Raw genomic sequence first — 12,793 nt, forward strand, 5'->3', positions numbered from 1 at the left:
TGGGGGGGGGGGGGGGGGGGGGCCCCCTGGGCGGGGGTGTGCCCTTCGGCGGCCCGGCCCCCCCCGGGGGGGGGGGGGGCGGGGGGGGGGGGGGGCCCCCCCCGGGGGGCCCCCCCGCCTCCGCGCGGTCGACGACCGGAAGACCTAGATGAAGTCGGCCAGCTCGCGCAGCAGCGCGGCCTTCGGACGGGCACCGGTGATGGACTTCACCGGCTCGCCGCCCTGGTAGACGATCAGGGTCGGGATCGAGATGACGCCGTACTTGGCGGCGGTCGCCTGGTTGGCGTCCACGTCGAGCTTGGCGATGGTCAGCTTGTCGCCGTGCTCGGCCGCGATGTCCTCCAGGACCGGGGCGACCTGGCGGCACGGGCCGCACCAGGTGGCCCAGAAGTCGACCAGTACGGGCTTCTCGCTCTCGAGGACGTCCTTCTCGAACGTCGCGTCGGTGACTGTGGTGGTGGCGCCGGCCACGGGAACTCCTCGGGGTTCGGACGGAGGGGGCTGCTGCCAGGAGAACAACGGGTGGGCCCGTTCTGTTTCTGCCCGGCCGGGGCGGGGGTGTTTCACGTGGAACACCCCCGCGGGTGGAGCGGGAAGGGCTCAGACCGCGACGGCGGCGGCCTTGGCCTCCAGGTCGTCCAGCGCGGCCAGGTAGCGTTCGGCGTCCAGGGCGGAGGAGCAGCCGGTGCCGGCGGCGGTGATGGCCTGGCGGTAGGTGTGGTCGACGACGTCGCCGGCGCCGAACACGCCCGGGATGTTGGTGCGGGTCGAGGGGGCGTCGACCTTGAGGTAGCCCTCGGCGTCGAGGTCCAGCTGGCCCTTGAAGAGCTCGGTGCGCGGGTCGTGGCCGATCGCGATGAACAGGCCGGTGACGGCCAGCTCACGGGTCTCGCCGGTGGTGGTGTCGCGCAGGGTGACGCCGGTCAGCTTCGGGTCGCCGTGGATGGCCTCGACCGCGCTGTCCCACTCGAAGCGGATCTTCGGGTCGGCGAAGGCGCGCTCCTGCATCGCCTTGGAGGCGCGCAGGGAGTCCCGGCGGTGGATGATCGTGACGCTCTTGGCGAAGCGGGAGAGGAAGGTCGCCTCCTCCAGCGCGGTGTCGCCGCCGCCGACCACCGCGATGTCCTGGTCGCGGAAGAAGAAGCCGTCGCAGGTCGCGCACCAGGAGACGCCGCGGCCGGAGAGCTTGTCCTCGTTCGGCAGGCCGAGCTTGCGGTGCTGGGAGCCGGTGGTGACGATCACGGCGCGCGCCTTGTGCACGTTGCCCTCGGAGTCGGTGACGGTCTTGACGTCACCGGTGAGGTCGACCGCGACGATGTCGTCGGGGATCAGCTCGGCACCGAACTTCTCGGCCTGGGCGCGCATGTTGTCCATCAGCTCGGGGCCCATGACGCCGTCCCGGAAGCCCGGGAAGTTCTCGACCTCGGTGGTGTTCATGAGCGCGCCACCGGCGGTGACGGCCCCCTCGAAGACCAGCGGCTTGAGGGAGGCACGGGCCGTGTAGAGCGCGGCCGTGTACCCGGCCGGGCCGGAACCGATGATGATCACGTTACGGACGTCGCTCACTGCTTCTCCTGGTTCGCATCGCGACCCGCGTTTGCTGCGGGGAGGGCGGTCCTGCTCCGCCGCCCGGGACAACGACTGACCAGTGTCTCGCATTCCCAGGCGGATCAGTACCAGCCGCCCGAAGTCCGGAAGCGGCGTGGCGGAGTTGGCGTGGATCGCATGGAAACCGCCGGTCAGTGGCTGGGAACGGCCTGGTGCAGGACGGTCGGGCCGCAGTCGGGGGAGCGCAGGTAGACGTCGACGAAACCGGGCCGGCCGGGCAGCGGGTAGACCAGGACGTCCACCGGGGCGCCCTGGTAGGTGCCCCGGTCGGTGGCCAGCGGGGTGCCGGAGGCCGGGGCCGGGCAGCCCGGCGCGGTGGGGGAGCCCGCGGGGGAGGGCGGGTCGGATTCCGGTCGGCCGCCGGCGGCGGGCAGGGCGCCCTCGGACATGGCGGGCCCGGTGGCCCGCAGCCCCGGGACGTTCTCCGAGCGGGCCAGCAACCGCTGGACCTGGGTGGCGAGTTCGTCCTCGCGGTAGTCGGTGCCGGCGGCCGTGTGCGGGGCCCGGGCGTCGTGGCTGTCGGCGGTGGCGGTCGGGGCGCCGCCCGCGCTGGCCGTCACCGTGCCGGACCGGTCGTCGGGCTGCAGCAGCAGCGCCCCGCCGAGTCCGAGGGCGGCCAGGGCGGCGGCCGTGCCGATCAGCAGGGCGAACCGCCGCCGCCGGGGGCGGCCGGGGCCGGTGGCCGGGCCGGACCGGCCGGCGGGACGCCCCGCGGGCCTGGAGAGCGGGGCGGAGGACGGCGTGAGGGGCGCCGTGGCGGTGCGTACGGGCCGGGCCGGGGCCTCGGGTCGACGGTCGGCCGCGGGGGCCTCCTGCGGCCGCTCGACGGCCTCGCCGGCGCTCCCGGCGGCTTCGGTGGCTTCGGCGACGGCCGCGGCGAGTGCCGCGTCCAGCCGGGCGGCGACGTCGGCCGGCATCGGCGGGGTCTCGACGTCGCCGAGCAGGGCCCGGACCTCGGCGAGCGCGTCGACGGTCTCCCGGCACTCGGCGCAGCCGTCCAGGTGCCGCCGCAGCGCCTCGACGGTGGAAGGGGAGTCGACCAGCCCCTCGGCGAGGTCGGCCAGCTGCTCGACCGGGGGGTGGTCGTCGGCGGGGTCGGGGAAGGAGGGATGGGCGTTCATCGGGTGCTCACGTCTCCTTCCAGCATCGTCCGACCGGTGCTCTGCCCCGTCCCTGTGCCGGTGCTCGGCCCCGTCCCTGTGACGGAGCCGGGGCGCTTCGGGTTCCCAGGGGTGTCCCGGCGCGGCGGGGCCGAGCCGGGGGCGGGCGGTGTTTCACGTGAAACATCGGGCTCGCGCAGGTGCCGGACCAGGGGGAGGAGCCGGGCCCGGCCGCGTGCGCAGCGGCTCTTCACCGTGCCCACCGGGACGCCCAGCAGCTCGGCGGCCTCGGCCACCGGGTAGCCCTGCATGTCGACCAGCACCAGGGCGGCCCGCTGTTCGGCGGGCAGTTCGGCGAGCGCCGCGGTCAGCTCCCGGTGCAGCTCGGCCCGGACCACCGGGGAGTCGGCCGGCTCGGCGGCGCCGACCAGGGTGTCCAGCCGCTGCGGGTCCTCGTCGAGCGGGGTGGTGCGCCGGGTGGCGCTGCGCCTGGCGCGGTCCAGGCAGGCGTTGACCACGATCCGGTGCAGCCAGGTGGTGACCGCCGAGCGGCCCTGGAAGCCGGCGGCGGCGCGGAAGGCGGACACCAGGGCGTCCTGGAGCGCGTCGGCGGCCTCCTCGCGGTCGCCCAGGGTGCGCAGGGCGACCGCCCAGAGCCGGTCGCGGTGGCGGTCCACCAGCAGGCCGAAGGCCGCCGGGTCGCCGGCGACGTGCCGGGCGAGCAGCGCCGCGTCGTCGTCCGCCACCGTCACCCCCCTCTGCCGTCGTGCCGTCGTGCCGGGGCCGTCCGCCCCGGGTCAGCCGGAGACCTTGACCTCGGCGACGTGGCCCCGGTACTTGCCGTCGGCATCCTTCGCCAGACCGGTCAGCCAGATCAAGAGGTACCGCGTGGTGGTCGGGGAGTCGAGGGTGTACTCGACATTGGTCCCGGTCTTCTTGCCCACGACGGTGAAGGCGTCCGGCTTGGCCTGCAGCGGGTTGCCGGCGGCGGCCGCGGTGGGCACCCGCAGCTCCGCGGACTGCTCGCCGCCGGAGAACAGGACGCTCACCGAGGAGACCGGCTGCGGTGAGCCGAGGTCGATCAGCAGACCGGTGCCGGACTTGAGCGCGGGCGGCTTGGGCCCGAGCTGGTCGACGTACCAGCCGGTGGTCCAGGAGGTGTTCGCGTCGTTGTCGATCGCCTTCCCGATGCTCTCGGTGCCCTCGGGCCCGTCGCCCAGCGGGTTGTACGACTGCGCCTCCTTGATGGCGATCGACACCGGGTTGTGGGTGCTCGCCTGGGGGCTCGGCGCGGTGCTGCTGGCCGAGGTCAGCGGGGACGCGGTGGCCGCCCCGGTGTGGCGCAGGCTGTCGACGAACTGCCAGGAGGCGACGCCGATCGCGCCCAGCGCGACCGTCCACGCGGTGGCCTTGACCACCCGGCGCAGCCGCCGCCGGGTGCGGGTGCGCCGGGAGGGGGCCGGGCGGGAGGAGGCCGGCAGCGGGGAGACGGTGGTGTCGGCGACCCGGGTCGGGTTGGGCGCGGTGGGCAGCGCGTGGGTGTTGTGCCGGGGCGGGGCCGGGAAGGCGGGCAGCTCCGGCGCGGGCTGGCGGATCTTGGGCAGCTTGGCGATCGCCCGGACCAGTTCCTCCGGGGTGGTGATCGGCTGGGCGTGGTGCGGCGGCTGGTCGAACAGGGCCCGCGCGGCGAGCTCGGACAGGCCCTTGTGGACCCCGGCGCGGACCTGGTCCGGCGCGGCGTTCTGGAGGCCCTTGGGCAGGCCCTGGAGGTCGTAGCGGTCCTCCGGGTACGGCCAGCGGTGGGTGAGCGCGGCGAACAGCAGTGCGCCGATCGCGCGGGTGTCGGCCCGCTGGGCGTCCTCGGCGTCCTCGGCGGGCAGCCCGCGCAGGGCGGCGTCCACCGCGATGCCGTTGATCCGGTACTGGCCGCTGTCGGTGCGCAGCACGCAGCGCGGGGTGAGCCGCAGGTGGGCCTGGCCGCGCCGGTGGGCGGCCGCGACGGCGTCGGCGACCTGGCGGACCATCTGGTACGCCTCGTGCGGCTCCATCGGGCCGTTGGCGAGCAGCCTGGCCAGGTCGGAGGAGTGCGGCAGCCACTCCCGCACGACGTAGACCAGCTCGCCCTCGTGGACGGCGTCCAGCACCTGGACGAAGCGCGGGTCGCCGAGCAGCGCGGCGGACTTGGCCGCGGCCAGCACCTTGCGGGCCCGCTGGTGGCCGGAGGCCATCAGGTGGACGCCGACCGCCCGGCGCAGCTTCTCGTCGACGGCGCGCCAGCTGCTGAAGGTCTCGGTCTGGGAGATGCACTCCTCCAGCCGGTACCGGTGGCCGATCATGTCCCCGCTGCGGCGCTGCGGGGCGGGGAGGGTGCGCGGGAGGGTGGCGGTGTCGCGCGGGTCGACCGTGGGCTGCGGGTCGGTGGGGCGGCGCGCGGGGCGGGTGGGCTCGGGGGCGGGCTTCTTCCGGGGGGACCCGGCGGCCAGCTCGGCGCGCAGCTCCTGGACCGAGAGCGGGGCGGTGATCTCCGAGGTCTCCTCGCCGGCGGCGGGCTCCGGGCCCGCGGCCGGCGCGTCGTCCCGGTCCTCGCCCCGGCCCTTCTCCCCGTCCTGGTCGGTGTTCTCGTCCGCGTCGGGGCGCCCGGGGGCGGCGGCAGCGGTGGGGGCGGCGGGGGCGCCCTCGCGGGCGTCCGCGGAGGTGCTCTCGCCGGCGTCGTCCGAGCCCGCGAGCTCGTCGATCGCCGCGGCCAGCGCGGCCTCGTCCGTCGCCGCGTCAGCTGCTGACGTGTCGACGACCGCCTTGGTGCCATCAGCCACCGTGGTCCTGCCTCCCCTTGTGTCGCCGCGGCTTGAGAGAGTCGCTGGAGCCCTAGGGTCGGCGGCCCTGTGCTCCAGGACAATTGTGCCCACTCTTCTCCACCGGGTACGACCGCTGAGACGTCCGCTCGGTTGCATACGGGTGGAGAGATGTGGTGCAGATCCGACACCTGGTCGCCATCCGGCGGTCGGGCGGACCCGAACCAACCGGTGGCCCAGCACTCGGCCGGACGAGCGGAGGAGCCTTCTGCTCCGGTTGACGCCCGGTCAGGGCGCCCGCTCGTCCGGCCGGTGGTCGGGCGGTCAGCGGCCCAGTCGGCCGCGGACCATGCCCAGCATGGAGTTCAGCTCCTCGATCCGCAGGCGCTTCGCGATGAGCACGAAGACCGCCAGCTGGAGGCCGCCGGCCACGACCAGGGCCGCCACGCTGCCCGGCCAGCCGCCGAGCACCTGCTGGACGCCCAGGCTGGCGCCGAGGCCGACCAGGGCGGCCGGGACGCAGGCGGCGGCCAGCCGGCTGTACGTCCGGCCGATCCGCTTGGTGTCCAGCCCGCCGATCCGCTTCTTCAGCTTCGGCATCGCGACCATCACCCCGATGGCGTAGGCCAGGCCGTAGCCGAAGGCGAGGCCGGTCACCGTCCACTCGGAGGGCAGCACCAGCCAGCACAGCAGCGCGAAGCCGGCCTGGCAGGCGGCGACCCAGACGGTGTTGTAGAACGGCGTCCGGGTGTCCTCGTAGGCGTAGAAGCCGCGCAGCATCACGTACTGGGCGGAGTACGGGATCAGGCCCAGCGCGAACGCGGAGAGCATCAGACCGACGTTGGTGGCGTCGTTCAGGACGGTGTCGTTGCCGCCGATCGCGTAGATCGCCCGGCCGACCACCGGGCCGAGCGACAGGAACAGGAAGGCCGCCGGGACCACCGCCACGGCGGTGGTGCGCAGACCGTAGGAGATGTCGTCGCGTACGGCACCGGCGTCCTCGTCGGCCGCCGCCCGGGAGAGCCGGGGGAGCACCGCGCTCATGATCGAGACGGTGATCACGGCCTGCGGGAGCTGCCAGATCAGCAGCGCGTTGGAGAACGCGGCCAGGCCGACGCCGTTGTGGCCGGCCGCCGCCGCGGCGGCGCCCGCCTTGGTGGACAGCTGGGTGATCACCAGGTAGCCGGCCTGGTTGGCGAGCACGAAGAAGAACGTCCACTTGGCCAGCCGGGCGGCCTTGCCCAGGCCGTGGCCGCGCCAGTCGAAGCGGGGCCGGAAGCGGAACCCGGCGGCCCGCAGGTACGGGATCATCGCCAGCGACTGGACGCCCAGACCGATCAGGGTGCCGAGGCCGAGCAGCCGCACGCCCTCGGGGGAGATGCCCTCCGGGGTGACCTGGGTGGTGCCGAACCCGCCGTAGACCCAGATGTAGGCGGAGAAGGTGAAGATCACCACGATGTTGTTCAGGACCGGCGTCCACATCATCGCGCCGAAGCGGCCGCGGGCGTTGAGGATCTGGCCCATCACCACGTGGATGCCCATGAAGAAGATGGTCGGCAGGCAGTAGCGGGCCATCGCCACCGTGGTCTCGGCGCGCTCCGGGTTGGCCATCATCGGCTGGGCGATCAGCCGCACCAGCACGGGCGCCCCGAGCACCGCCAGGAAGACCACGCCGCCGAGCCCGACCATCACCAGGGTGAGCAGCCGGTTGGCGTACGCGGTGCCGCCGTCCTCGTCGTTCTTCATGCTGCGCACCAGCTGCGGCACGAAGACCGCGTTCAGCGCGCCGCCGCCGATCAGGATGTACAGCAGGGTCGGCAGGGTGTTCGCGGCGTTGTACGAGTCACCCATGATGCCGACGCCGATGGCCGCGGTGATCACCATGGTCCGGACGAAGCCGGTGCCGCGGGAGACCAGCGTGCCGGCCGCCATGATCGCGCTGGAGTTCAGCAGGTTGGAGACCTTGCCGCCGCCGGCCGTCTTGCCGGGCTCGGCGGCGGGGGCGGGCGCCTGCTCGGCGGCCCGCTCCTCGGCGACGATGTCCGCCAGCGGCTCGACCGCCGGGGGCACCGCGACGGCGGCCACCTGCATGGTGGCCTCCGCCTCGGAGAGCGGCGGGTCGAACTCGATCGGCGGCACGAAGTGCTGCTGCCCGCCCGGAGCGGCGCCGTACGGGGGCTGCCCCGGGTGGCCGCCCATCGGCGGGTACGGCGCGGGGCCGGGCGGAGGGCCGGGCTGGGGGGCCGGGGCGGGCTGCGGGACCGGCGGCTGGACCGCGGCCTGCGCCTCGCGGCCGCCGAACAGCCCGTCCACCCCGACGTACTCGGTGGTCTCGGTGTCCCAGGCGGAGTGCGCCGGGCCGGGCTGCCACTGCTGCCGGGGCTGCTCGACGCCGCCCCAGTGGCCGCCGGCGGCCTGCGCCGGGGCCGGCTCCTGCGGCCAGGCGGGCTGCACCGGGGTGTCCCAGCCGGGCTGCACCGGCGGCACCGGGGCCCCGAAGTGCTCCGGGGCCTGGTACGGGGTCGGCGGCACCGGCGTCGGGTAGCCGACGCCCTGCGGCGGCAGCTGCGGCGGCACGTCGTACGCGGCGGCCGGCGGCTGGGGCGCGGCGGGCCGACCGGCCCGCAGACCGTACGGGTCCTGGCCGTCCTGGGGGTTCCCGTACGCGTCCACCGCGTACGGGTCCTGGGCGTAGGTGTCGGCCACGTACCAGTCGCCGGACGGCGACTCGGCGCCCGGCCGGCTCTCACCGCGGCCCGACGGCCGCTCCTCGCTGCGCCCGGTCATGTCACCTCTTCGCTGTCGTGGGGGGAGGCCGGCCCGGCAAGGCAGGGGGTCGGCGGTATCAAGGACCAACCTTCTCATCACCGGCGGCCCGATCCCGGCCATCCGGGCTGCTGCCACGCGGTGTCTGCGCGGGACCGTCACCAGGGGTGTCGTCCGTCCCGCCGGTCCCGTCCGCCGCCGGGGCCCCCTCCGCGGTGTCCTCCGCCGGGGCCCGCGGGGCGGGCTCCGCCGCCGCGGCGCCGCCCGCGGCCGGGGCGTCCCCGAGCGGGGCGTCGCCGACCGGCTGGTCGCCGTCCTCGTGCGGCTGCCCGCCGAGGCGCTTGCGCTGGCGCACGAAGCGCAGCGCGGCCAGCAGCAGCAGGACGCCGGCGCCCGCGAAGACGTACAGCACGCCGTTGGTCACCGAGGTGACCTCCACCGTGAACTTCTGCGCCTCGCCGTACGGCCGGGAGTCGGGGCCGGTGGTCCACAGCTGGGCGGTCATCGCGACCGGCCCGTTGTTGTGCGCCTCGGCGTTGAAGCGCAGCGTCACGCTCTGCGAGGCCGGGAGGACCAGCTCCTCCTCCTTGCTGACCCGCAGCCTGTTCGGCTGGGCCGAGGTGAGTACCAGCTTCAGGTTGGTGACCGTCTGGGTCAGGTCGTTGCGGACGCTGACCTGGAGCAGGCCGGACTCGCCGGCCAGGGTGACCACGTTCTTCCTCGGCACCTGGACGGCCTTGGTCAGCTCCTTCAGGTACCCCGTGACGCCGGCCCGGTAGGTGCTCCCGGCCGGCGGCTGGCTGCGCCACTCGGTGGACAGCGAGCGGACCATCGCGGCGCTGAACGGGCCGCGCACCCGCTGCGGCAGGGTGAGCACCCGCATCAGGGTGTCCAGGTCGTGCTGGATGTCGTCGGTGCGGCTCAGGTCGGCCGCCGGCAGCTCCGAGGCGCGGATCTGGGTCGGGTAGTCGGTGGGCGCCGGGACGGCGGTGTTGGCCTTCGGGTCGGCCGCGGACTGGGCCACCGCGTCCAGCTTGACCGAGGAGATCCACTTGCCGTCCGCCGTCTGGAGGGCGTTCGCCAGCGCCTTGGCGCCGGCGGTGCTCAGCTCGCGGGGCGGCAGGACGAGCAGCCCGCGCTGGTTCTGCGGCTGCTCGTGGGTGATCGCGAAGGTCTCGGCGAGGAAGCGCTGGGTGGCGTCGGTCTGCGCCTGCGGGCTGCTCAGGTCCTTGTCGAAGAGCGCGGAGACGGTCTCGTCGGCCACCACGGCGCTCTGCCCGCCGCCGATCGGGCGGACCGCGGTCGGGGTGTAGGTGAGCGAGTCCGGCTCCGGCATGCTCGCGCCGTCGACCAGCACCAGCCCGTTGCCGGACTGCTGGGCGAGGGCGGCGATCTGCTGGTCGAGGTAGCCCCGGTACGGCCAGGCGACGTCCGAGCGGGTGTCCACGGAGAGCCGGCCCTCGACGGTCAGCCGGCCGGCGGTGGACGCCTTGCTCAGCGCGGTGGTCATCCCGGCCAGGTCGGAGCCGTTGTGGGCGATCGAGGCGAGGTCCGGGTCGGCGTACGGCAGCGAGACCACCTGGCTGCCCGGCTTGGCGACGGCGGCCCGCAGCTTGTCCAGCCAGGCGACGGCGGCGGCCGAGGCGGGCACCTGGACGGTGTTGTCGTCCTTGGCGGACTTGCCCGCGGCCTCGGTGCCCGGCTTCTGCACCCGGTAGGGCTTGGTCATCGCGAGCGCGGCGTCCAGCAGGTCCGGGTCGATCACCCAGGTCAGGCCGTTCAGCTTCGCGCCGGTGTCGACCAGCTCGTACAGCCGGCCGCCCGGGGCGAACTCGCCGGCCAGGCTGTCGTCGCGCAGCACCGGGGTCGGCTGGTCGCTGTTGTCGGCGGTGGTCTGGGCGGCCAGCACCGGCGCGTGCACCAGCGGCCAGATCGTGGCGACCTTCGTCGGCTGCGCCTCGGCGCCGCCCGGGTTGTACGGCAGGAAGGTCCGGGCGATGCCCAGGGCGCGGTCGCGCGGGTTGTCGCCGGTCCCGCCCCAGGCGTCCACCGCGAGCTCGTACGCGCCGCTCGCGGAGAAGCCGAGGTCGCTCACCGCGACGCTCAGGGTGTACGGCTGGCTCTGCCCCGGGTTCAGCTCCGGCAGGGCGTACTGCGGGCTGTCCAGCTCCACGCCGTCCTTGCTGTCCGGCGTGGAGCGGTCGGCCACGTTGGCCAGGTCGCTGCGCCGGTCCAGCGGTTTGCCGGAGTACGGCTTGCGGACGGCCGCGTGGGCGCCCTTGATCGCCGACTTGCCGGCGTTGGTGACCTGGCCGGTGATCGTCACGATCCCGCCCGGGGCGGCCACCTGCGGGTTCAGCGTGTCGATGGTCATCACCACCGGGTACTCGGCCGTGGCGGTGGAGTCGCCGGCCGGCCGGACGTTGCCGCCGGCGGGCAGCGCACCGGCCGGGGAGGCCGTGAAGAGGGCCAGGGCGGCCGCGCAGGCGGCGGCCAGGCGCCGGCCCGCACGGCGCGCCCGGCGGGCCGGATGGCGCCCCCCGGCGGGGCGCTCGGCCCGTCCAGGCTGTCGGTGCGCCCCCAGGCCCGAGTGCCGTGCCGGCTCACTCACTCGCTTCGCCCTCGCCGTTCTCGATCGTTCGCTGCTGATGCTGTCCGTCCGGCGCGGTCCGCCCGACGGTCTTCGCTTGACTCTGGTGGAGCTCTGCGCCCGACGCCGTCGCCGCACCGCTGCCACGGGGATCCCGCGGACGGCGGCGGCGCGCGGCACCGCATCCCCTGTCCGGTGCCCGAGACTCGTCCACCGGCATGGTAACGATGCAGCCCGCGGCGCAGTGTTGCGGGCTGTGGGGTGAGACGCCCAGAACGCGCGGGCGGTTGACCTGTCGGGGCACGTACCCTTGTGAGCCGTGTCCACTGCCAATGAGCCCACCGCGCGCACCGACCGTTCCAGCACCGACGTCCAGGTCGTCCCAGGGCTGAGCGAGGCCCAGACGCTCGGCCTCCAAGAGCTGCTGCGGGTGTCGCCGGTCGCCGACGAGATCGCCAGCCGGTTCCAGGCGGCCGGTCACCGGCTGGCGCTGGTCGGCGGGTCCGTCCGGGACGCGCTGCTCGGCCGGCTCGGCAACGACCTGGACTTCACCACCGACGCCCGTCCGCAGCAGGTGCTCAAGCTGGTCAAGGGCTGGGCGGACGCGGTCTGGGACGTCGGCATCGCCTTCGGCACGGTCGGCGCCCGCAAGGACACCCCCGAGGGCTCCTTCCTGATCGAGATCACCACCTACCGCTCCGAGGCGTACGACCGCACCTCGCGCAAGCCCGAGGTCAGCTACGGCGACACCATCGGGGAGGACCTGGTCCGCCGGGACTTCACGGTCAACGCGATGGCCGTCGACCTGCCCGGCCGCGGCTTCGTCGACCCGCACCACGGCCTGGAGGACCTGGAGGCCCGGGTGCTGCGCACCCCCGCCACCCCCGAGGAGTCCTTCTCCGACGACCCGCTGCGGATGATGCGGGCCGCCCGCTTCGCCGCCCAGCTGGACTTCGACCCGGCGCCCGAGGTGGTCGCCGCGATGACCGCGATGGCCGAGCGGCTCACCATCGTCTCCGCCGAGCGGATCCAGGCCGAGCTGAACAAGCTGTTGCTGGCCAAGCACCCGGTGAAGGGCCTGCGGCTGCTGGTCGACACCGGCCTGGCCGGGTACGTGCTGCCGGAGCTGCCCGCGCTGCGGCTGGAGCGGGACGAGCACCACCGGCACAAGGACGTCTACGAGCACTCGCTGACCGTCCTGGAGCAGGCCATCGACCTGGAGCAGGACGGCCCGGACCTCACCCTGCGGCTGGCCGCGCTGCTGCACGACATCGGCAAGCCGCGCACCCGCCGCTTCGAGTCGGACGGCCGGGTCTCCTTCCACCACCACGAGGTGGTCGGCGCCAAGATGACCCGCAAGCGGATGCGCGAGCTCAAGTACTCCAAGGAGCTCACCGAGGACGTCTCGCGCCTGGTCGAGCTGCACCTGCGCTTCCACGGCTACGGCGGCGGCGAGTGGACCGACTCCGCGGTGCGCCGCTACATCACCGACGCCGGGCCGCTGCTGGAGCGCCTGCACAAGCTGACCCGCTCCGACTGCACCACCCGCAACAAGAAGAAGGCGGCCGCGCTCTCCCGCACCTACGACGGCCTGGAGACCCGGATCGGCGAGCTGAAGGAGCAGGAGCAGCTGGACGCCGTCCGGCCGGCGCTGGACGGCAACCAGATCATGGAGCTGCTCGGCCTCAAGCCCGGCCCGCAGGTCGGCAAGGCGTACAAGCACATGCTCGAACTCCGGCTGGAGCACGGCCCGATGGAGCACGACGAGGCGGTCGGGGCGCTGCGGGCCTGGTGGGCCGAGCAGCAGGGCTGAGCCCGGCTCCGGACGGCGCGACGGCGCCGCGGGAGCTCCGGGCACGACGAGAGGGGTGGGGGCGGGCGCGGGCCGGCGCCGCCCCCCCCCCCACCCCCGCCAAAAAATATGAAAAAAAAAATAA

At 74.5% G+C, this 12,793-nt stretch carries 8 protein-coding genes; 1 reads left to right on the forward strand and 7 read right to left on the reverse strand.

The features are described 5' to 3' along the window. Positions 1 to 144: 144 nt before the first annotated feature. From trxA to ACFCY1_RS16850, 7 genes are all read right to left on the reverse strand, one after another. Positions 145 to 471 (reverse strand): thioredoxin, encoded by a 327-nt coding sequence (gene trxA, locus ACFCY1_RS16820; RefSeq protein WP_049655857.1) that lies wholly within the window; start codon positions 469 to 471, stop codon positions 145 to 147. A 129-nt stretch (positions 472 to 600) separates the two neighbouring features. Beyond that, positions 601 to 1,566 carry a thioredoxin-disulfide reductase gene (gene trxB / locus ACFCY1_RS16825; protein WP_049655859.1) on the reverse strand — a complete coding sequence of 322 codons (966 nt, stop codon included), beginning with the start codon at positions 1,564 to 1,566 and terminating at the stop codon, positions 601 to 603. Between the two features lie 173 nt (positions 1,567 to 1,739). Then, positions 1,740 to 2,729, reverse strand: coding sequence for a hypothetical protein (locus tag ACFCY1_RS16830; RefSeq protein ID WP_375875036.1), 990 nt, complete (start codon positions 2,727 to 2,729; stop codon positions 1,740 to 1,742). Next, entirely contained in the window at positions 2,726 to 3,460 is a 735-nt protein-coding gene (gene sigM, locus ACFCY1_RS16835; protein ID WP_375875037.1) for an RNA polymerase sigma factor SigM, read from the reverse strand. Before sigM ends, ACFCY1_RS16830 begins: the two co-directional genes overlap by 4 nt. Before the next feature lie 45 nt (positions 3,461 to 3,505). Next, positions 3,506 to 5,521: a serine/threonine protein kinase gene (locus ACFCY1_RS16840; RefSeq protein ID WP_375875038.1), complete on the reverse strand. Its 2,016-nt coding sequence runs from the start codon at positions 5,519 to 5,521 to the stop codon at positions 3,506 to 3,508. Between the two features lie 303 nt (positions 5,522 to 5,824). After that, positions 5,825 to 8,287 (reverse strand): murein biosynthesis integral membrane protein MurJ, encoded by a 2,463-nt coding sequence (gene murJ, locus ACFCY1_RS16845; protein ID WP_375875039.1) that lies wholly within the window; start codon positions 8,285 to 8,287, stop codon positions 5,825 to 5,827. Between the two features lie 58 nt (positions 8,288 to 8,345). Then, complete coding sequence (locus tag ACFCY1_RS16850; protein WP_375875040.1) at positions 8,346 to 10,877, reverse strand: DUF6049 family protein; 2,532 nt, start codon at positions 10,875 to 10,877, stop codon at positions 8,346 to 8,348. Between the two features lie 367 nt (positions 10,878 to 11,244). On the opposite strand from ACFCY1_RS16850, the gene ACFCY1_RS16855 reads away from it, so the two are divergent. Continuing rightward, positions 11,245 to 12,669, forward strand: a complete 1,425-nt coding sequence (locus tag ACFCY1_RS16855; protein ID WP_049659839.1) for a CCA tRNA nucleotidyltransferase — start codon at positions 11,245 to 11,247, stop codon at positions 12,667 to 12,669. The last annotated feature ends 124 nt before the right edge of the window (positions 12,670 to 12,793 follow it).

It is taken from the genome of Kitasatospora sp. NPDC056273, from assembly GCF_042268845.1.
Classification (GTDB): domain Bacteria; phylum Actinomycetota; class Actinomycetes; order Streptomycetales; family Streptomycetaceae; genus Kitasatospora.

Bases quoted from the DNA above. Each gene is read 5' to 3' on its own strand.
- ACFCY1_RS16830 (WP_375875036.1), bottom strand. From the start codon at position 2,729: ATGAACGCCCATCCCTCCTTCCCCGACCCCGCCGACGACCACCCCCCG.
- murJ (WP_375875039.1), bottom strand. From the start codon at position 8,287: ATGACCGGGCGCAGCGAGGAGCGGCCGTCGGGCCGCGGTGAGAGCCGG.